This is a genomic window from Thermaerobacillus caldiproteolyticus, assembly GCF_015326725.1.
GTDB lineage: Bacteria > Bacillota > Bacilli > Bacillales > Anoxybacillaceae > Thermaerobacillus > Thermaerobacillus caldiproteolyticus.
Map to the genome: position 1 here is coordinate 1,260,923 of NZ_CP064060.1, position 21,000 is coordinate 1,281,922.

The window sequence follows — 21,000 nt, forward strand, 5'->3', positions numbered from 1 at the left end:
TCATCCTCGAAAGGAATACATCCAATATGATAGATATTTAATAATTCATTGCTAAAAATTCCGCGTTTACATCCACCCTTGTCCATTATCATTTATGATATTTTGCATATCTTATAACATGGGAGACAAAAGTCTCCTAAGTAGCCACCGATAAATATATGCACCTCCTTCATCTTTACTAAAAGCGCATGTCATAACATGCGCTTTTAGCCTTTGTTGAATCTAAAAAAATGATCAGAAATGCAATCCAATAACATTAATAGGGTAAATATTGAATTTTCTTATCGATTAGTGAGTTTGTCCAATCCAACTATTTTTTGAGAGCATAATTTAAAAGTAGGGATTGAAGTTTAGTAATCCCTTCATACTCAATAGGGGGGGTGAAACATTTATGTGTTGGGGATGTGGAAGATATGGCGGTGCAGGATATGGCTACGGTGGCTACGGTGGCGGTGGCTTCAATTTTGCGTTGATTGTTGTATTGTTCATTTTATTAATTATTGTAGGAACTTCTATTTGGAGTTGGAGCTAACTAATAAAGCCTAACGTTCTTATAAAAAACATAAACAATAAATAGGAGGTGTTAGATATGAGCGCTTTTACCTTAGTTGTTGTCTTATTCATCTTACTTATCATTGTAGGATGTTCTTGTACAGGTCTAGGCGGTTATTAATTCCTCCACAAGTTAACATTAAATTACCTTCTTAAATTCCTCATTTAATCGGAATGGCTAGTTTCGCTTATTTTCAGAAAGGCAAAGGACAGATTGGAATGATCTGTCCTTTTTTAAAAGATCCACTTGGTACAAACATTTACTGTGCCAGAAAGGAGAGATAAAATACAAAATTTAGTTCGAAGATATCAGGGAAAGCCTGTTGAGGTAATAGATCGCTACGGCGCGTTTTCTAAAAAAGAAAACCAAAAATCCTTGATTCATTATTTGAATCCTCTTTTCTCGATTCGCAAAATGAATAAATGATCAATGAATGATTTAATCAACACATCTTTAAAGAGCCTATAGGTTCTTTTCAGATTGGCAATTTTGTCGACAAGCCAAAAGAAACCTACTTTTTTGTAGGTTTCTTTATGTTTTTATAATAGGCTATTTTTTAAGAAATTTTGTAATTAGAGGACTTATTTGATCAAACATTTTCTTAGCTTGTTGAGCCGTTCCTGCAATCTTTATAAAATCTAAATTTCCTTCTGATGTACGAAAATAAGACATGAAATCTTGTTTATTTTGCTTTATTGGGGGGCGCCGTAATGGAGCACGAGGAAAAATAGGGGGCATGGATCTTCTAGGCATCAAATGAAAAACCTCCTTTGAGTTACATATCTTTTCTTTAATAGATATATGAAAAATTGAACCTTTAAGGAAAGGTACATGTCCCTAAAAACACATAATTAATTACTATTCCTATACATAATAAAAAAGCAATCATACATAAATGATTGCCCTCTAAAAATAATGAGGATGATCAGAAAAAGAGTGACAACAAGCATAGAGCATAAATACCCTCGGTCCTTTAATTTTAGAGTTTTATTCAATGTCAATAAAACCATCTGTTTAGATTTCTTTTAGGAGTGACAATTCTTAATTGCCATCTTTATAAGTAGCTCTAGTGTCTTTTTCTAAAATAGAAAAACGAGATGAATCTTTCATTTTTTAAAGATCGTACGGTAGTACGTATTTTCATCATTCTATAGTTAAACTATACTGACCCTTTACTTTAATGGAACAATATAGATGAAGTTTTTAAACAACATTTTTGTAAATTAAACAACTTTATTGTCACTCATTGTTAAAATTATTGGGTATTCGGATTATCGAGTTGAAAGTCTAAACTGCTAAATATTGTTATTTACTTTATAAATCGGATAAAGGTGTGGAATTGTTCCTTTAACAGCTAATATTTTTAATAACTGAGTATTAGCAAATTGAACAATTCCACTTATTCAATTCATTAAAAGTTTTTTTGATTAATATATTTAAAAACCGTAGAATTAGAGTTATTTTAATTTTCCTTTTGTGGGGAAAGAAGCAATTTTTTTAATGCTTTTCCATATAGATCAAAGGGAACACTATCTTCATTAATATAATGGAATATAGCCATGCCATTTTCTAACGAAAGAATTGTCCATGCAATTTCTTCCGATGAAAGAGTAAACTCATGATTCTCTTTCTTCATTAATATTTCAATAGATTTGGATATTTGTTCTACTGATTGCCTTATCATATTAGACCATTTATTACGGACTGACTCTTTACGCATCGCATAAAGAAGAAATTCCATATTAAGCATACTCCACGTTCGATTTTCCTCTCTAACCAAATTAAAGTATTCATCCATTTTTTCAATAAAATGCGAAAGTGAATATTGTTGGTCTATTACTCGATGGATGTTCTCTACATGCAAATTCATTTGCCGTTCCAATAGAGCCAGAAAGAGCTCTTCTTTGGAATTAAAATTAGCATAAACTGCACCTTTACTAAATCCAGCATGTTCTGCAATTTTATCCACAGAAGCACCGTGAAAACCAAATTCGGCAAAGATCTCAACAGCTGAGTCTAAGAGTAATTTCCTTGTTTCCTCTTTTCGCTCCTTTTGCGTTAATCTTCGTCTAACCATTCTTCTCCTCCTTCTCTTGACAATCATACCATATAGCATTAATATACCATATAGTATTTATATCCTGCATAGTATCTATTTTACATTATAATCGATATAGATGATAAGGGGAGGGAAGAACAATGAGAGAGGAAGAAATCAATATAAAGCAAAACAAACCTTGGTCAAAAATACTTTCACAAACAATTAAAACAGGGATTATTAAGTCAAACCTGATTCCAATGTTCGCAGGATTAACATTGTCATTATATACATATCAAATCAGCCTATTTGAGAAATTACCTGAAATAATATTTTCGTTTATTGGTTCTACTCTAGTAATAGGGGCAGCAGGAGCTTTTAATAATTTATATGATCGAGATATAGATTCTATCATGCAGAGAACTAAAAAGAGACCAACAGTAACAGGAGAAATAAAACCGAAAGCAGTATTCTGGCTTGGGGTCTTCATGTCTTTTTTCGGAATACTAGCTCTTGCATTAACTACTCCTTTAGCGGCATTTCTAGGATTACTAGGTTTATTTTTTTATATTTTCCCTTATACAATGTGGAGTAAGAGAAGAACAGTTTATAATACGGAGATTGGAAGTATCTCAGGAGCGATGCCACCTCTCATTGGTTGGGCTGCTATTTATCCAGATATCACACATCCTGCTATCCTTGGCCTTTTTGTTATAGCTATTATCTGGCAAATGCCACATTTCTATTCTATAGCTATTCGAAAACACGATGAATATAAGGCTGCAAAAGTTCCGATGCTTCCTGTTGTAAAAGGAGTTAAAAGGACATATATACAAACTAACATTTATTTAATTGTATTAATTGCAATAAGTTTTCTTTTTAGTTCTTTAAGCATTGGACTTATGTTAGTGGCACTTCTTTTAAGTGTTATATGGCTTATTTTAAGTGTTTTCGGTTATAAGAGGATGGATTCAGAGAGATGGGCAAAATCAATGTTTATTTATTCCTTAATTCATATGACGATTCTCTTTTCAACTGTAATTATATATTCTCTTATGGGTATTATTTTTAATTTATAAAATGGTGTTATGGAAAGGGGGAATGATGAAAATTAATATGCTTAACCTCCCGAATTTTAAGGTTCTTAATATGCAAGAAAATGAGGACGATTATCGATTCTTAGTAGAGACAGTAAATTCCACCTCCTTCATATTGCCCAAAATGTGGAACTGTTGCTAATCTCTTTAAACATGTCAAGAAAAAACAGCTATTCTTTGACCTTCCTAAGGTGTGTTTATTTTGAAAATAGGGGTTCCGCTATTTATAAATATGTACCTACCTTTGATATTTCTTATTCAATGTAGTGTTAAGTGCTTTAGGATTTTTACAAACACAGATACACATGGAAAATCCCCTGATTTTTGATTAAAAACAGAGGATTTTCGTTTTTAAAACACTTAGGGAATGGATAAAATATGTTCTCCTTAAGCATCACTTCCGTTAGGAGAATAACGTTAGGCTATGAACTTAGTAAGCCATGCTATATAGTATGCTCCGGGGACAAATAAAAGTTGCGCTAAGATAGTTCCGAATAGCCTTGAAGTAACCATCATGATAGAAATGCTTTTTAGTGTTGTATAATTTCCTTTTCGATTCACCACATCATCGGCAAGAATTGAAATTTTAGGGTCAACGAACAGAGCCAATAGAATAGTGGCTATGCCGTTGATTAGACCAGAAGCGTTAATTGCAGTTGTAGACCGTTCAGGTGCCATTAGAGATGCATACAAAGCAGCGAACACTCCTACTGTATATATGGCAGTAATTGCCATATTAAAGAAAAACAATTGTTTAGGTACATTGCTGAGGTTTATGTCTTTTATGTAAGACCATCTTGGTAAGTGTATATGTTTTATGCCTCTTTTGAAAAAAGCCATATTTGTTCCTTTTTTCATCAACGCTGATATGGAGCCTCGGTTGTTTGAAAGATGAATGATGGCTCTCGAGAAGATGGCAATGAAAGTGGGGAGAAGTAATATTCCTAATAACGTACCAAGGGTAGATGAACCTATGAGTACCCGAAACTCCATTTTTACAAACTCCAGAGCGCCATGCTTTGGAGCTGTATCAATCAAACTCCCTGTAAATGGCTGTTGCAGCATATTGGCTAATCTTGAAACTATCACCATTACGTTAAATAAAGATAAAGCAGAAGCGATTAACTTTACTCTCGCACCTGATAACCTTACTGCATAAGCCAATGTCTCTATGCTATGAATAATCAAAATGAACAGAGATATAAATAAAACTTTTTCATTGATGAAGTCCATATTCTTCCCTTCCTTTTCGAAGATACTCCTATTATAATTTATAATCCAAAAATTCACAAAATTTTATTGCATATCCTGACTGTTTGTTGAATAAGGAGGAGAATAATGTTTCCTGCTACCCAATAGTTTATAAACCTCCGCGTATGCTTCTTTCAACTGTTCTCTCAATTCTTTGTTTTCGTCTTCTAATTTTTCGTTTCAAATCAACGATTCAATGAGAGTGTCTTTGTTGCTCTCACTCATTTCACGCTTTTTCTGTTTGGCAGTAGGGCTTGTGCTTATTGTTGACGCAAGGTTTCATACGCTCACGCAGTTTATGCTGCTTCTGCTACATCTGCTTCGTTTGCTACGCTATTCTATGATTCGTCCTAATCGTCCAAAATAGCGTTGCAAATTGAGTGCACGGCTTTGATCATGATCGAATATCGTGAAGGGGGGAGGGAGGAAAATATGGTCACGCTACCGGTTAACATTCATACGGAATATGTAAAACAAAAACGTCTTGAACTTTATTATCCTGTTATTTATGGATTACCGAACAAAGAAGCGGAGAAAAAAATAAACTATGAGATACTAGCTTCTGTTCAACAAATTCTCATGGACCAAGGGTTTTACGAAAATCCGTTGACTGAAATCACAGGACACTTTGAGCTGAAAACAAATGAAAAAGATGTTTTAAGCTTAACGATTATCAATTACGCTTATTCTGGCGGTGCCCATGGGCTTACACTCATGAAAGGGGTAACATTTGATGTTTCGACAGGAAAAAAATATTTGCTTTCTGAATTATTTTTAGACGACAGTGATTACGTGAAAGTACTATCGTCGATGGTGTCAACTCAAATTAAAGAGAGAGACATTTTTCTTTTAAATCCTCCGTTCAAAAGCGTCTCACCAGAACAAGATTTCTACATTGCTGATAAAGCACTTGTGCTATTTTATCAATTGTATAAGTTAACGGCTTATGCATTTGGATTCCCGTATTTTCCGATTTCCGTATACGCCATAGAAAAAGTCGTTGATCCGCAATCGCCTTTAGGGAAAATGCTTCCATAATACTCATAAAAAGTTAACACAATTGTAACAGTTTTTATATTTGAATAGACACAGTTTTTCTTTATAATTATGAATAGGAGGTGAGAAGAGTGAAACAGTATGTCTTTTCTTTCTACACAGAGCAAGCCAAGCCGGTTGTTTGGGAAGAGGCTATTCTGGCTGAAGGGATGATGGATGCTTTTTTGAAAGCAAAAAAGCTTATGAAAAAATACAAACAAGAAAAGGGAGCCCCTGTCCGCGTTCAATACAAAGGTGTATGTTATCGCCACATTGATATCGCGTAACTAGCACGGAAGGATGGTACCATGATTTCCCTACTGCAACAACTTGGATATTATGATTAAATGTGTAGCGGTTCACTGAAAAAAAGAAGAAAAACACCGCTACACATTTTTATTTTATTCGATTTTTACGTGTACATTTTGTATCGCATTGTATCCATAACCTTTTCGATTCCATATAGGAACAGATGGTTGTGTGCGGCCGCTTGAATCTGTCGCTTTAACTAAAATCGTATATTCTCCTTTTTCACGTACGTTCCATGCAAAATGCCAATGTATCCAGGCATAACGTTCTTGTTCACAGAGCATAAGCGCCGCTTTCTCCCATGTTTTTCCGTCATCCACGCTAATTTCAACTTTTTTGATCCTTCCGCTTCCAGTCTATGCAATTCCCTCAATAAGAAGAGTGCCGGCACGATGAGTCGAGTAATCGAGAGGAGATTGAATGAGTGAATTGACATTGATGGTAGTGACCGGTTCTTTATCCTCATCGCTATATTTGTAAGGGTAATATACATAATCAATGGTTTGAAACGGGCCAGTGAAAGGTTGATCGGTGACAATAATTTGTTTCAACCATTTGACCGACGCCATGGCGTACCATTGTGGAACGATAAGACGAAGCGGGAAACCATGTTTGAAGGGAAGAGGGGTTCCGTTGTATTCGTATGCAATGATCGTATCTGGATGAAGCGCTTTTTCAAGCGGCAAACTTCTTGCGTAATAAAAAAGACCATCCATATCTTGACGTTTTCCAAAATCAGCTCCAATAAATATAACTTCTTTAGCATTGCTTTGTATGTATGCTAACGATAGAAGCTCTCGCAACGAAACACCCGTCCAGACAGCTTGGCTAATGGCACCATCTTTCCATTGTTCACCAAATATAGGAGGAGTAAACTTCGCGCGTTGATTTCCTGCACATTCCAAGGGAACAAGTAATTTTTTGGAAGGCATCATTTTTAGTTGAGATACGCTGATGGAAAAAGGACGCTGCACTTGACCATGAATGAATAAATCACTTGATTCCAGTTCCGGAAATGGAAAATGATTACGTCGAAAGAAATAACGCGCCGGAAACACTGATTCCCGCACCAAAAAATGAATCGGCGTTTCTTGATTTTCCGGCATAAGACTTCGCGTCGTCAAATAAGGACGTACTTTCAATGCAGCAAACAACTCCTTAATAATCAATTTTTATTTTATGTATTGTATTATGTATATTTGACAAATAAACTGAGTTGAATTTTAAATTTTATTTTTCTTTTTCTTTTTTGTCTCAATATAATAAGTTTACTTTTGAATTGAGATAAAATTCTTCTTTAAATCAATAACTTCCTATAATTTATATTATGTAAACTTAAATGCAAAGCAGTTATTGGCACTTAACTTTCCTACTATTCACTAAATGATTTGTCACGTTTTGACCATGTATAATTACGTTCCCAATGCAATTTCAACTGTTTCACACGCTTGATGAACGCAATAACTTTTTCGGTATTCCATCGATAAAAGCTGTTTTTCTTGCTGCAACAAATCGAAAAAAAGAAACAGTAAAGTGTATTTATGCACCGGGGCGCTTTCATAATTACTGATTTCAGCAAAAACACTAGACAATCTTGCTCTAACTCCCCATTATTAGCAGAAAATAAGAAATACTGTACTAGTTAACATAATAAAGTTTTGCTATTTAGTTAGTTTACATACTTACACGGTACAACAGAAGCATTACTAATATTCTCACAGGCTTGTATTATGCAATTTATTACTATTTGCTTTCAGCAAGTGATTTTAAATCCATGGCTTGTCCACCTTTTATATTCAGAATGTTACGCTTAATTTTAAAAAACGGCAGAATATAACTTTTTTCTGACAGAGGGAACTGCTGTAAATAATCTTACAGGCCCTTTATATACTTATTTCGAATTAGGTGAGTCTATTGTTCTTTTTGTTCTTTCTGCTTGCTTGCTGTCAAGGCCGATTATTTTTTCCTCAAAATCGCCGGTTTAAAATTCCCCACAGAAGGACCTCATGGATCCTTCTGCTTTTCTTGTTGGAGCCTCTTTTCCCGTAATCGATAGCTTTCCCCCTTTAAGTTGAAAATGATGGAATGATGCAGTAATCGATCTAACATCGCTGTCGCTAGAACCGAATCTCCCATGATTTCTCCCCATTCCCCAAAGCTTTTATTGGAGGTGAGGATAATCGGAGCATGTTCATACCGTCGGGCGATCACTTGAAATAAGTAATGAGCGCTGTTCGGGTTCAGTTTTAAGTCCCCCATTTCATCAATAATCAGAATCGTTGGTTTTACAAAGACCCGAAGCTTTTTTTCCAACTTACCTTCCTGGTCGGCTCTTCTTAACTGAGTGATCAAATCATGGGCGGTAATAAAATACGTTTTATATCCTCTTGCGATCGTCTCCATTCCAATCGAAATCGCCAAGTGTGTCTTTCCAATCCCCGGCGGACCGAGAAAAAGAATATTCTCCTTGCGATCAATAAACGACAAGGTAAGCAGCTCTCGAATCCGGCGCTCCTCCACTGAAGGCTATGCGGTAAAATCAAACGTATCGATCGTCTTGCGATATGGCAGTTTGGACAGCTTGATGAGCGTTTGGATCGATCGTTCCTGTTTTTCGACGATTTCTGCCTCTAATAAGCGGAATAAAAACTCCGAATATGATATATTATGAGTAGCTGCGTATTCTGCCATGGCGGACCATCGTTCCGTCATGACAGGCAAATGGAGTCGGTGGCAATACTCGTGTATTCGTTCTTTCATGAGCTTTCCCCTCGCAGGAATGCGTCATAAACGGACAATGGACGAGTATCCACTTCGACTGAAACAGGCGAAATGGTGGCCGCCATTTCCATCTGTTTCTTTTTTATTTTTTCGGCGAATGCCATTACTTTTTTCTGTTGGTTCAAGTAAGAAATCTCCTCCCCTCGATAGTACAACCGAATATCTCCATTCAATCGCTCCTTCACCAGAATTTCTTTCCCCGCGTACTCCGCCGATAGAAGCCATTGTTCCCCTTTATACGAGAAACTGCCATCCCAATGCACTTTCCGATAGGAAAGATAGCTCGTATCGTAATCGTTCCACGGAAGAGGTTTGAGTGACTCCTCGGCCCAACGTTCTTGTGGAGGAATGCCGGTTGTAGCGTTTGGTTTCCGATTCGCCACTTGATCGAGCCAGCGATGTAAAAGGAAATTTAATTCTTCGATGCTTTCAAAGGATGTACCTACATAGAAGTGATCCATAATATACTGAATGGCTCGTTCCACTTTTCCTTTTGTCTGGGCCCGGTAGGGCCGGCATACTTTTGGAATAAATCCGTAGTAACCCGCAAATTCGGAAAACCGTTGATTCCATTTCACCACTCCTCGTTCCCCGCCGTCTGTAACGGTCTTCATATTGTCCAATAACACCTTCTTCGGAACTCCGCCAAAGTATTGGAAACTCTGAATCAGGCATTCCATTAAGTGTTCCTGGTCCTAGCTGGTCGTAAATACCGCGTATTTCATCCGCGAATAGCCTAATGTGGCCACAAATAGCGATAACTTGACTTTTCTCCCTTTGATTACCACCTCCCCGACTTCTTTCCAATCGACTTGCATTTGTTCATCAGGAATCGTTTCATAACGAACGGTGTATTTCTTTTTCGCCGTCTCCCGGAAAGGTTTTAATTATTTAAGGCAAAGTACTAGAGATAGGACTAAATGCTCCTTGATTTTTGAGGAAAATATTGGTCAATTAAGAAAATTACTGAGACTTAAACCATCAGGCTTGTTCAATTGTTCCACATATCGTTTTTGAGAGATTCAATGTCCCCTGTAACCATTCTTTAAAAGAAAAGATAAAAGGATCACCATTTTTTCCTACACCAATAATGACGTTCAAATCCTTTGGCAAATATAAGACCGTATGCAACGTGCCAAAATAATTTTTATAATCATTGAAAAATAAAGGTGATTTTTCGTTATTAAAGTGATGAAAAGCAGACAAAGGATCTAGGTTCTCCTTCAATAATGCTTGAAGATATTGTTTACGTTGAACAGATCCTTGTATCTCTACTCTATTTTTTTGTTTCAACTCTTCTGTTTCATCGAGTTCAAACGAAATACCTATTTCCAATAAAAACTCATCCTATTAAGGATATGCTAAATCATATTTGATAGAAATACTTATAACTATTTTAAATTTGATAACTGAATATTAAAATAAGGGAAAATATTCATGTTTTTTATTTCGTTTGAAGATGAAGGGAATAATTCTGGTGATTTCACAACGATGGGTACAATTTCTTCCTCCACGATGAAATTATGGGGTACAGTTTATAAAGTAACCTCTGATCGGGCAAACAACGATAAATTTTATATCTACGCTAATTTTCAATGGCTGAAATCACCTTTTTACGAACTTGTTGATAAAATGACTTTCTGTTTTCCTTCGAGTGCAGGATTTTATCTTCCAACTAGTAATGGATCAGTAACACAACATCAACATAGATATAGTCAAGATCCACAAGGTAATGGGAACTGGGTAGATTATGCAATTGATTACACTCCTAGTGATTGGGAACCAAATGCTGGAGTTGCTGGTGAATTTGACTTAAGAAGCTCTACAGAATTTACTTTACACAAAGGATATATGGGACAATATGTTTATGTACCAACATCAAAAAATGGTACAATTAATATTAAAATTCAATATGGACACAAATTATATTCCGGTCAACCTAGTGTATCAGTATATCCAGCAGGATTATCAATAACCCCAACATCTTCAGATACTGCTTCTTACGCTTTAACACTAACTTATTAGTAGATCTTATACTTCCTACATTTGTTATCTTGTTAGAGAAAAGAATAAAAATTAAAATATTTTAATAACTTTTGTATTAATCTATACTTAACAAGTAAAAGGGAGTTCTTTAAATGGAATATATATACTTACTTGTTTTACCAATAATAGGTGTTTTGTGGTTTTTAAATTTAGCAAGCTTTTTAAAAAATTTACACAGTAATGGAAACACACTTAATCAAACAATACTAGGTGCCGTATTAACCTTTATCTTTACTTTTCTATTTATGTACGGGTTTTTAGGAACGCATTAATTATTCAAACACCTCCTGTACAAAAAGGATCGAACTACCCCCACTTACCGGCTAATGGACAATGGAAGTGGGGGATTCTTGTTTGTTTCCTTTGGCCGTTGTTGCTCAAAGGAAACAAGCCGCCCTCCTCTGTTCAACAAGAGAAGTAGCCATATAGGGATGTCCAAAGTGTCCCTTACGGAGGACACTATATGCCTGCTAATACAGCACATATAGAAGGTACACCGTCTTCCCTCGTAGGCATCCTAAGAACTCATTGCAATACACCATGTTAAAGCTGGCGATATCATCTGCTTTTTAATTGCTTGCTGCGACTGGAATGCACAGACAGAAAGTTGTTGATTTGAAGCGGGAGAAGGTTGATTTTAACAATAAAACAATCCAAATATATGAAAAAGTTAATAATAAGGAACGGCTTTTTCCTCACTTTTTACTGCCAATAAATACTAATACTCAAAGAGTTGAATCACCTTGGATCTTTCTAAATCACTAGTCATCAAATCCCTCCTGCTTTTCCTTCTTCAATCATTTTATTAATCTTTCTTTTTCTCTAAATCTGAAGTATCCATCTGAGAATTTTGATTAGTTTTAACCGCGATTACACTAGATGTTCCTAAACCAAGTAACATTGCAGCTTTATGAAGGGAAGTGTGGCTAGCTTCTGAAGCCAAGATAACTGGTTGTTCCATTAACCTAGTTAATCCTTCCTCTTTAACTGAAAAGCAGTGATTACGCGCCACTGCAAGAGCTTGTAAATTTGCAAGACTTCCGCCGCTTACCATTACTCCCCCACTCTGTTCATCGTAACCAAACATTCGGGCAATGTTCCGCAGCACTTGCACTTCCATTTGGGAAAATACAGGAGACATTTCAAGACTCAGCATGTTGTTATTAAGGCATTGTTGTTACAAATTTATGACTTACCGCCATTCAAACATTGCCTTGCTTTTATTTAACGCCTCTCGTTAGTGAAACATCATTCTCCACATACGGAGTACAAATTCCAACTTAAAAACATTCTGCACTTCATCCAAAATACATAGCTAAGACGGTAAGAAGGAATGAAGTTAAGCAGATGAATCTGTTCTTCCTCACTCCAATGTTTTGCCAATCTCCCCCCCAACACAAAAATTTATAAGAAATATATTCTAAACAAATCGTTTTAACCCTTTTTCGAACTAGTGCTGCCTCGCTAATGAATTTCGTATAAAATCCATTCCAATACTTTCAAGGATAATTGATTATCATCACCTGCCATTACTGCTTTCTTTCCATATAATAATAATTTTAATACAATCTTGGACCCAACAAATGAAACCATCCTCTTTCATTTGTTTACGAAGTTCTTAATTAAGTGAACCCTACATATCATGCTTGAACGTATGATGGCACCACCAAGGCAGCCGTCGTCCAATATCCAAGTTGTTTAATACGGGGCATCTAGGAGGTAATCACACCAATATCACTGCTTCTCGTTGCTTCATCATATATTTATTCATTTACGTCTGCGGCAAAAGAAAATTATATTCAGTGAATCTTGTCACAAATCATTCTTAAAATTTCCAAAGAAAATGCACAAATTGTGATTAATGTTAGTAGATGTGTAAACAAATACAGGGGGTGATTGGATGAACATGACGCATTACATGGAACTGTTAGCAGTGAATCAACCTTGGAATTTAATATTATTTATGGCTATTCCCATTGCTCTTGCCGAAACGATCGCGATAACGGAGCTAGCCATTCTTTTTACTCGACGTTTCGATGGAATGATCCGTAAAGTCAACAAAATATGCAGTATCCTTGCTGGTGTCTATTTTTTAGGAATTTTTATTTACTTATTTGTCAATGCCGTCATTCTATTTACATTGAATGGGGAGTGGCGCGGATGGATTGATATCATTGCAGTAGGATTTTATTTAATGGGAGTCCTTCCATTATTGGGATTAAGTCTAATCGATTTAGGCATAGTCCATAGTCGGGCGAAGATGGAGCGAGGAGCAAAAATTGAAATATCATTCCACTTTCGTTGGTATATTTTTAGTAATAGCCCATATTGCCATGATTTTTGGAATGCTCGACCCATCGATTGGCGGCAACCATTCCCATCATATGCATATGTAAAAGTAAAGGAGGGTGTCCCAAAAATGATTGCTTTTGGGCCACCCTCCCCACATTTCTAATTCAACATATTGCAGAAACAATTCTCGATTGTGTAAGAAATAAAATGTCAATCAAGGAACAATTTAATTCACATTTTGTTTAATTAGTTTCTTACTTCTTAGAAAAGCTAATTTATTATTGAGTGAGTTATAGCTGGATTTTCACTAAGACCAAGGAAATAAAACTATTTGCCACTCGATGGATTAACACCGATAGCACATACAGCTGAAACCGGCTTCATTTTTTTCACTTCAAGTCGAATTGATGTGAACCCTGCCGCTTTGAGATACTGTACTAATTTTTCCCCTTCTTGGCGTGCCATTTCATTAGTTGCACCCTTGGAGCGAGGCTGGAGTGTAATTGCAATCAGCCCGTTTGGCTTCAGCAAATTCCGTAACTCTTTTAATCGTTCAATAGGTTGCTCCCAGAATATAATCGAATTGATCGAAAAGATTTTATCAAACGTTTCGTTAAACACAGGATATCCTCAATAGCCGCAAGCTGTAGCTTTACTCTTCCTTCCCGTATAGCGGCCTCATTTCTTTTTTGTGCTTGTGAAAGCATTACTTCTTAGGGGTCAATTCCTACGAACATCCCCTCCTTAATGATGCTGCTTATCTTCTCAGCTGCGATTCCGGGACCAAATCCAATCTCTAATACCGTATCATTGCTTCGTATATCCAATAATGACACGGTCCATTCGTTGATTTCTTTATTGGTAGCTGCCATAATCCTCCCACCGATGTTTCCTAAAAAACCAGATGGCCGACCGAATAAATTCATCAAGAATCGACTCATTAAAAACCTCCTCTAAAATGGATTCTAAAAATTGTTTTCTATATATAAAAAGGTAGACTTCTTAACGTAAATTTAGAGTATCAAAAGCTACTCTAAGAGAAGTTCGAATAGCATCGGATTTATAATCCTTATCTGCGATATTCCCCCTCTTTAATTACAATTGTCGTTTCACATGATCGGCCAATCCAATCAATGTTAATCAGCTTAATTAAACCAGCCATCTTACCCTTAAGATATACTACGCCATATATTACCCTTTTCCTTCTTCAACTAATGCTGTCTGTTAGCATAATGAAAAAAGGATACCTTTGGTTGAAGGTATCACCCACATTTTGAATCGCCTGCATTACCAATGTAATATCACTTCAATGGCTACATCCGTATCGGCATCAATTGCCATTTCCGATATCTGCTTGCGTAAGTGCCAGGGCATCATTGATTCCATCACCCATCATGGCTACCGTTTGCTTCTGGATTTCTAGTTTGTACTGAACAAGAGAAAAAGGGATGCCGTTTTACATTATCTCTACCTGTTACCTCAATAAAAGGGAATGCCAGAAAAACGCGGATTTACAATACTAACGAAATTTTTCAAAAAACAGATTCCGGTACAATAAGAAGCTTTTGTATATCATTTGGAGGAACATTTTCATTATCGATTTCCGGAGTGTAACAAAAAATATATAAAAAATAGAAACAATTCGTTCATTATACCGTATTGAAAGGTAGTAATAAGTATAAGGATCAGGAGGTAATTGGTTCATGGAGAAAACGCAATTGATACAAAAATTCAATAAACAAGCTGCCAAATATGCAAAAAAACGTAAAAAACAAGAACAAAATAAATGGAGAAAGCAAATTTTCCAGTCAGTTAAAGGAAAAACTCTAGAGGTGGCTGTTGGAGCGGGGATGAATTTCGCCTTTTATCCTAAAGACATTGAGTACATAGGTGTAGATTTCAGCCCCCAAATGATTGAACAAGCTAAAGAAGCAGCAAGAGAATATGGGATTAATGCTAAATTTATCATATCTGATGTGGAAAGTCTTAACTTCCCTGAGAATTCCTTTGATACCATTGTATCATCGGGTTCTTTATGTAGTTATGAAGATCCAGTCCATGTTCTAAATCTTTTTAATCAATGGTGTAAGGAAGATGGCCAGATATTACTTATAGAGCATGGATTATTTTCTGTCCCTGCACTGGCTTGGCTCCAAAAGAAACTTGATAATTTTGCCGTTAAAGCTACGTTAAAGCTATTGGATGCCATCAAAATCGGGATATCTTAATATAGTCAAGCAATCCAATTTGATAATTAACAAGCATGAACGTGCGTTCTTGGGATATCTTTATTTAATCTGGGCAAATCCACAAAAGATACAATAGTATAATTTAGGAGTTAATTAGCGTCTTTTTATAGGTGGTCTTAATTCTTCCAAATACAAAGTTATTCCTTGGATATGTTGTTTTGCTGTTTCCTGCTATGAAACCAATTGGAGTTTCATTGTTTTTCCAAAAAATCCCGCAAATTTAGGAGCATGAAACAAATCCGTAAGCCTTTCTTTAGCAGTTTCATACGTCTAACTTTTATTCCAAGGCTCACTATTAAAAACTTTAATTCGATACATTGTTTCAAATTATCTGTTGTAATTGGTACAACTGTTTCTAGCACCAAAAGTTCCTTCTTCCAATATAATTCTTCAACTACCCTTCCCTTAGCCAAACATGAAACAAGTTTCACCATAGATGATGGGAGTTCATTCGTTCTTCCATGAGAGACAACCATATCGCATCTATGTTAACCCCATCAGAAGGATGAAAATGTAAAATATATGTCGATACTGTTCTTATGGCTTAAGTCAAGGAGCATTTAGTATTGCTATTTTGGGTTTAGAAATTTTCATGATAGACCTCCATGCCGTGATATGACACCAACAAATGATGAAAACACAAATTTTCGGGACAGTTGAATTAGTAAATTCATTTTCTAACCTAAATAGATAATTCCCATTTTTCTTCTATAAGTTCTTTGTTAGACAAATTTCGGATTCGAGTCTCTTTTAGTTGGAATCCATTTTTCTCATAAATACATCTTGCTGATTTAAGTTCACTATTTGTCCAAAGTATGACAGTCTGGTAGCCTTTTTCTTTACAAAAAGCAATTGCTGTTTGTAACAATTGCTTTCCATAACCAGAACCTCTTAGATCAGGTTCAACAAGAAATAATCCTAACTGAGCAACTTTGTCATTCACTTTTTTAATACTTATTGAACCTTTTGGCTCTCCTTCAATTTCTAAAATCCAAATATTTTCTTTGCTATCAGACCTTTTTATAAAACCATTCACACTTTCTGCAATGAAATCCCGGAAAGATAAGTCGTACTGGTATTCTCTATTGTATATCTCATAATATGAGTTAATTATGTAATCTGCGTCCTCTAATTTAAACATGCGTATCACCATATCACCTTTTTCCCTTTATTTTACATTTAGAGGTCACCTTCTTCAATTAACCTGTCCCGTTAGCCAATCATGAAGCAAGATAGGATTTTACCTAACATTGCACGCTGCATGCGAAATTTCCCCATGGCTGATGCACCTTTACCATACAGGAAATTCACGTTTTTTGTACCATCTTATTATCATAAAAAAATTGTGGCCAAGTACATTTTGTGGCGAAGAAGCCATAAATGTTCACCACCACAAGATGTACCTGATTTTTTGCAGAAATTAGTTATTGGATCATTCTTATAGCTGAGGTATCATGTCCATTTATTTACCAAATTAGGTTTGAAATTCTCCATCAATTGATAAAGAGTAGCCACATTGCCAGCACTTATAATTAACTTTAGATTTTCAGGCTTTGCAAAACCTTTATCGACAGTATGTTCTAACATTTTTATGAGAGGATCGAAGAAACCATTGACATTAAGCAGACCAATTGGCTTATTATGTATGCCTATTTGCAACCAAGAGAGCACTTCAAAAAGTTCTTCATAAGTTCCATAACCTCCAGGCATGACAATAAATCCATCTGCTAACTCATACATTTTCGCTTTGCGTGTATGCATTGTGTCTACAATAAAGAGTTCACTTATATTTTCATGTGCTAGTTCCTTATCTTTTAAAAACTTAGGTATGATCCCAATAACATGGCCTTTATGGCTTAAGACAGCATCTGCAATTTCCCCCATTAGCCCCGCCTTCCCTCCACCGTAAATCAGGGATATTTTTTTATTGGCAAGGAACTTTCCAAGCTCTCTGGCTGCTTGCCTATACTCCATGTCATTCCCATAGTTTGAACCACAAAATACACAAATGGATTTCATCTTTCTCACCTTCCCCGTTGATTATTATTCCAATTACTTACAGGAACACTCTACATATTAAGCGGCATTGGAGAGTAAGTCAAGACTTTATGGAAATTTTTTCAGACCGTTCATCCCAGAAAGTTAATGATTAGAGGATATAAAATCATTTTTCAATCTGTCAAGTAAGAGCTTTCTGGCTCATAAGTGAGGCCGGCCGCTCCTTTTCTCCTCATCCCCTAATGTATAATGTAACGACGGCTCTATTCAACTCGGTAAACTTCCCTTCTTCGTCTCATTAGGCCAAGGGATGATATGGGACAACGAACCAGTAAATCCTTGGTCACGTGAAAGCGTTCCATCTGGAACCATCCTCATTGGTCAAAGCACTCCCGACAACGGGTAATCCCTGGCGCCCCGTTCTCGTTGATCATCACAAGATCATTGAGAGGATCACATCCATACACATCGATCAGAAATGGAGAAAAAACATTTAGCAATAGGAATGGTGTTCTTAATTTTTTGCAAAAAAAAGAGTCGCCTAAAAGCGAACGCTTATGTAAACATTTTTTGAGACAATCTCGTTACATCGAGATTTCTTCCACAAACGTTTTACCCGCACATCATTGGATTACCTAATATTTAAGGTTACCTAATTATGTGATAAACCAACTGCTTCTTTGATATTTGAAAGCTTGTCTCTATTCAGGAGCTGTAATAACTCGTGGTTGATTTTGTTAGCTATAAAAGGCCCTCTATAAATCATCCCTGTGTATACCTGAATTAAAGAAGCTCCTGCCTTAATTTTTTCATAGGCATCTTGACCACTGAACACACCACCTGAACCGATTATAGGGATCTTACCCTTCGTTAACTGAAAAATGCGGTAAATTACTTCTGTAGATCGTTTTGCTAGAGGTCTTCCGCTTAATCCCCCTGTTTGATTCCTATGCGGCGAAGTTAGACCATCACGTGAGACAGTAGTATTGGTAGCAATGATTCCATCAATGTTGACATCAAGGCAAACAGAAATGATCTCCTCCAATTGATTATTATTTAAGTCAGGAGCAATCTTTAAAACAATCGGTCGATAAAAACCATGCTTAGATGCTAGTTCGTTTCTTTTTGTTAAAATTGAGGATAACAACGGCTCTAGCATATTCGACGATTGTAAATCCCTGAGCCCCTTAGTATTGGGTGAACTTATGTTAATGACAAAGTAATCCCCCCAGTTATATAATTGTTCTAGCCCCTTGATATAGTCTAATGCTGCATTCTCATTCGGGGTAAGTTTGTTTTTTCCTAAGTTAATACCTATCGGAATTTCTGGTCGTGGGAGAGTTCTGAACCGCTTTTTGGCTTCCTCAATCCCATGGCTATTGAAACCCATGCGATTAATGATTGCTTTATCTTCTTGTAGCCGGTACAAGCGAGGTTTTGGATTACCTTCTTGTGGCTTTGGGGTAATGGCCCCTACTTCAATCGAACCGAAGCCTAGTGAGGAAAGAGCTGGATAAACTTCTGCGTGTTTATCAAATCCCGCAGCTAACCCAATAGGATTAGGAAATGTGAGCCCTAGACAGTCTATTTGTAGACGTCTATCATGAAACTTTCCCTTTCTACTAAATTGCTCCATTAATAAAGGAGTTGATTGCATCATTTTTAAAAACCAAATTGTGAATATATGTGCCTTCTCAGGATCCATTTTAAATAACAGGTTTCGAAAGAGTGCATAGGACATATTACAGCCTCCTTTCAATCTAAGAAACTTTATGATAGCGTATCATATCCTCTACAAATTCTTTTACAACCTAGTATAAAAATCTTAATTAATACTAACCGTCTTAGAATTTCTGAACTAAGATCACTCCTGCTACAATTAATAATGTTCCAAATATACGCGGGAGAGATAAAGCATGTTCAGGTACGTTAAGCAACCCAAAATGATCAATAAGTATAGAGGCTATTATTTGACCCGTAAGTACAAATGCTACTGTAGTAGCAGCACCGATTCTGGGGATAAGGATAATTGTAGCTAACACATAAAATGCTCCCAGAACCCCACCTATCCATATCCACCAAGGCGCTTCAGTAATATTGCGATTAAAGCTGAAACTTGTCATCAATATAGAAAATATAGAGAATATAGACAATGTTAGTGCACCAACACTAAACGACACGACCGCAGCTAGGTAAGGGGATCCTATAAAATTTCGAAGTTGAGCATTGATGCCAAACTGAAAAGGAAGTGCAACCCCCGCTAAGAAGGCAAATACAATGAACACAATCCACATCTAAAACCATCCTTTCTGCAAATACAGATTCAAAGGACTGATGAGAAATACACACCAGTCCTGTAACACAATAATTAATCTTAATTTACTTAATGTTTTTTATGTCCTCACATCCATACTCTTGTAAGTAACTCTTAATCAAGGAGAAATAAGGATAAGAATCACCATATGTTTCCTTTATGTATTCCATAACGTCAGATATACTCGCTACTGCATAAATATTTACGTTATAAGTCTTAGCAGCTTGTTCTAAAGCTGATAGCTGCGAATTAACAGCTTTCTCTTTTCTATCTAGAGCAACTAAGAACGAGGTAAGTATCCCACCTTGATCTTCGACAATCTCCTTAGTTTCTTTGATTGTCTTTCCAGAAGTTAATACATCATCTACAGCTAATACCCGTTTTCCTTTAATAGGAGCCCCAATAATGTTTCCGCCTTCACCATGACCTTTTTTCTCTTTACGATTAAACGCAAAGTTAACATTTATGTCATAATTGTTAGAAAGGGCAATAACAGTGGAAAGACAAATAGGGATTCCTTTGTAAGCTGGTCCAAAAATGACATCAAATTCCAATTTGTTTTCTATAATGCTGTTAGCATAAAAATTACCTAAGGAAATAATCTTCGAAGAGTCATTAAAAGAACCAAAATCAAAGAAGTATGGGCTTTGCCTACCCGACTTTAGTCTGAACTTTCCGAACTTAATTATTCCCTTATTAAATATAAAATTTACAAAGTCTTGTTTGTTATTTTTTATCATCATGACTCACCTCCTTGTCCTTATGGAAGTTTTAAATCTAGAGTGTTTTCTGCAACTAAAAATTTAAGCGCAGGGCAATGAAAAAGTTTAACATCTACGTTCTATAAAAGTTAATATAATCCATATACCAATATATTAAGGCTTGGCATGGAGCCTCTGCGTGCATGGATTTTTTTGCGAAGGCCGCAGCACAAAAGGAGTTCGCAGAGGTAACCAGCCTACCATGCACGCCACTCCATGCAAAGCCTATATTTTTTAGTGCTTGATTTTTATCTTGCGTTTTGCTAAATTATTATC

General features: G+C 36.1%; 22 protein-coding genes and 3 pseudogenes. 8 read left to right on the forward strand and 17 right to left on the reverse strand.

All coding sequences use genetic code 11. The annotated features are described in order from the left end of the window. Positions 1-391 precede the first annotated feature (391 nt). Both ISX45_RS19870 and ISX45_RS19875 read left to right on the forward strand, forming a co-directional pair. Positions 392-532: a YjcZ family sporulation protein gene (locus ISX45_RS19870; protein WP_181556583.1), complete on the forward strand. Its 141-nt coding sequence runs from the start codon at positions 392-394 to the stop codon at positions 530-532. 57 nt (positions 533-589) lie between these two features. Next, complete coding sequence (locus ISX45_RS19875) at positions 590-673, forward strand: YjcZ family sporulation protein (RefSeq protein ID WP_194520628.1); 84 nt, start codon at positions 590-592, stop codon at positions 671-673. A 429-nt stretch (positions 674-1,102) separates the two neighbouring features. Here ISX45_RS19875 and ISX45_RS20225 read toward each other — a convergent pair whose 3' ends face one another. Beyond that, a complete protein-coding gene (locus tag ISX45_RS20225; protein ID WP_181556582.1) occupies positions 1,103-1,306 on the reverse strand; it encodes a YppG family protein in 204 nt (67 codons plus the stop codon). Positions 1,307-2,015: 709 nt separating this feature from the next. After that, entirely contained in the window at positions 2,016-2,630 is a 615-nt protein-coding gene (locus tag ISX45_RS06175) for a TetR/AcrR family transcriptional regulator (RefSeq protein WP_194520272.1), read from the reverse strand. A 122-nt stretch (positions 2,631-2,752) separates the two neighbouring features. On the opposite strand from ISX45_RS06175, the gene cyoE reads away from it, so the two are divergent. Continuing rightward, positions 2,753-3,670, forward strand: coding sequence for a heme o synthase (gene cyoE / locus ISX45_RS06180; protein WP_194520273.1), 918 nt, complete (start codon positions 2,753-2,755; stop codon positions 3,668-3,670). A 435-nt stretch (positions 3,671-4,105) separates the two neighbouring features. On the opposite strand, the gene ISX45_RS06185 is transcribed toward cyoE, so the two are convergent. Then, positions 4,106-4,921 carry a lipid II flippase Amj family protein gene (locus tag ISX45_RS06185; RefSeq protein WP_194520274.1) on the reverse strand — a complete coding sequence of 272 codons (816 nt, stop codon included), beginning with the start codon at positions 4,919-4,921 and terminating at the stop codon, positions 4,106-4,108. A gap of 63 nt (positions 4,922-4,984) precedes the next feature. Further along, positions 4,985-5,220: pseudogene (locus ISX45_RS19495) on the reverse strand (hypothetical protein); the annotation flags it as partial. A gap of 151 nt (positions 5,221-5,371) precedes the next feature. On the opposite strand from ISX45_RS19495, the gene ISX45_RS06190 reads away from it, so the two are divergent. Both ISX45_RS06190 and ISX45_RS06195 read left to right on the forward strand, forming a co-directional pair. Then, positions 5,372-5,977, forward strand: coding sequence for a DUF3298 and DUF4163 domain-containing protein (locus tag ISX45_RS06190; RefSeq protein WP_194520275.1), 606 nt, complete (start codon positions 5,372-5,374; stop codon positions 5,975-5,977). 89 nt (positions 5,978-6,066) lie between these two features. Further along, complete coding sequence (locus ISX45_RS06195) at positions 6,067-6,261, forward strand: hypothetical protein (RefSeq protein WP_181556579.1); 195 nt, start codon at positions 6,067-6,069, stop codon at positions 6,259-6,261. Between the two features lie 114 nt (positions 6,262-6,375). On the opposite strand, the gene ISX45_RS20025 is transcribed toward ISX45_RS06195, so the two are convergent. The 5 genes and pseudogenes from ISX45_RS20025 to ISX45_RS06215 form a co-directional block, all read right to left on the reverse strand. Beyond that, positions 6,376-6,624: a molybdopterin-binding protein gene (locus ISX45_RS20025; RefSeq protein ID WP_323744671.1), complete on the reverse strand. Its 249-nt coding sequence runs from the start codon at positions 6,622-6,624 to the stop codon at positions 6,376-6,378. 15 nt (positions 6,625-6,639) lie between these two features. Then, positions 6,640-7,425, reverse strand: a complete 786-nt coding sequence (locus ISX45_RS06200; protein WP_323744661.1) for a molybdopterin-dependent oxidoreductase — start codon at positions 7,423-7,425, stop codon at positions 6,640-6,642. Positions 7,426-8,287: 862 nt separating this feature from the next. Beyond that, a pseudogene (gene istB / locus ISX45_RS06205) lies at positions 8,288-9,043 on the reverse strand (IS21-like element IS5376 family helper ATPase IstB). After that, positions 9,040-9,951: pseudogene (gene istA / locus ISX45_RS06210) on the reverse strand (IS21 family transposase); the annotation flags it as partial. The pseudogenes istB and istA, both read right to left, overlap by 4 nt. 94 nt (positions 9,952-10,045) lie before the next feature. Beyond that, positions 10,046-10,399, reverse strand: a complete 354-nt coding sequence (locus tag ISX45_RS06215; RefSeq protein ID WP_228485640.1) for a carcinine hydrolase/isopenicillin-N N-acyltransferase family protein — start codon at positions 10,397-10,399, stop codon at positions 10,046-10,048. A 102-nt stretch (positions 10,400-10,501) separates the two neighbouring features. On the opposite strand from ISX45_RS06215, the gene ISX45_RS06220 reads away from it, so the two are divergent. Continuing rightward, positions 10,502-11,089 (forward strand): hypothetical protein, encoded by a 588-nt coding sequence (locus tag ISX45_RS06220; protein WP_228485641.1) that lies wholly within the window; start codon positions 10,502-10,504, stop codon positions 11,087-11,089. 826 nt (positions 11,090-11,915) lie between these two features. Here ISX45_RS06220 and ISX45_RS06225 read toward each other — a convergent pair. Then, complete coding sequence (locus ISX45_RS06225) at positions 11,916-12,266, reverse strand: pyridoxal-dependent decarboxylase (RefSeq protein ID WP_228485642.1); 351 nt, start codon at positions 12,264-12,266, stop codon at positions 11,916-11,918. Between the two features lie 744 nt (positions 12,267-13,010). On the opposite strand from ISX45_RS06225, the gene ISX45_RS20395 reads away from it, so the two are divergent. Further along, entirely contained in the window at positions 13,011-13,565 is a 555-nt protein-coding gene (locus ISX45_RS20395) for a DUF6803 family protein (RefSeq protein ID WP_228485643.1), read from the forward strand. A gap of 164 nt (positions 13,566-13,729) precedes the next feature. Here the strand turns inward: ISX45_RS20395 and ISX45_RS19500 are convergent, their stop codons facing one another. Next, a complete protein-coding gene (locus tag ISX45_RS19500) occupies positions 13,730-14,023 on the reverse strand; it encodes a class I SAM-dependent methyltransferase (protein ID WP_228485644.1) in 294 nt (97 codons plus the stop codon). Between the two features lie 92 nt (positions 14,024-14,115). Further along, positions 14,116-14,343: a hypothetical protein gene (locus ISX45_RS19505; RefSeq protein ID WP_228485645.1), complete on the reverse strand. Its 228-nt coding sequence runs from the start codon at positions 14,341-14,343 to the stop codon at positions 14,116-14,118. Between the two features lie 762 nt (positions 14,344-15,105). Between ISX45_RS19505 and ISX45_RS06240 the strand changes: the two genes are divergently transcribed. Then, positions 15,106-15,630: a class I SAM-dependent methyltransferase gene (locus tag ISX45_RS06240; protein WP_194520276.1), complete on the forward strand. Its 525-nt coding sequence runs from the start codon at positions 15,106-15,108 to the stop codon at positions 15,628-15,630. Positions 15,631-16,333: 703 nt separating this feature from the next. Here ISX45_RS06240 and ISX45_RS06245 read toward each other — a convergent pair. The 5 genes from ISX45_RS06245 to pyrE all read right to left on the reverse strand — a co-directional run bounded on the left by ISX45_RS06245 (position 16,334) and on the right by pyrE (position 20,706). Then, positions 16,334-16,792, reverse strand: a complete 459-nt coding sequence (locus ISX45_RS06245; RefSeq protein WP_194520277.1) for a GNAT family N-acetyltransferase — start codon at positions 16,790-16,792, stop codon at positions 16,334-16,336. Positions 16,793-17,103: 311 nt separating this feature from the next. Further along, positions 17,104-17,670: an LOG family protein gene (locus ISX45_RS06250; protein ID WP_194520278.1), complete on the reverse strand. Its 567-nt coding sequence runs from the start codon at positions 17,668-17,670 to the stop codon at positions 17,104-17,106. 631 nt (positions 17,671-18,301) lie between these two features. Then, a complete protein-coding gene (locus ISX45_RS06255; RefSeq protein WP_194520279.1) occupies positions 18,302-19,390 on the reverse strand; it encodes a quinone-dependent dihydroorotate dehydrogenase in 1,089 nt (362 codons plus the stop codon). 103 nt (positions 19,391-19,493) lie between these two features. Next, complete coding sequence (locus tag ISX45_RS06260) at positions 19,494-19,943, reverse strand: DMT family transporter (protein ID WP_194520280.1); 450 nt, start codon at positions 19,941-19,943, stop codon at positions 19,494-19,496. 85 nt (positions 19,944-20,028) lie between these two features. After that, complete coding sequence (gene pyrE, locus ISX45_RS06265) at positions 20,029-20,706, reverse strand: orotate phosphoribosyltransferase (RefSeq protein ID WP_228485647.1); 678 nt, start codon at positions 20,704-20,706, stop codon at positions 20,029-20,031. Between the last annotated feature and the right edge of the window lie 294 nt (positions 20,707-21,000).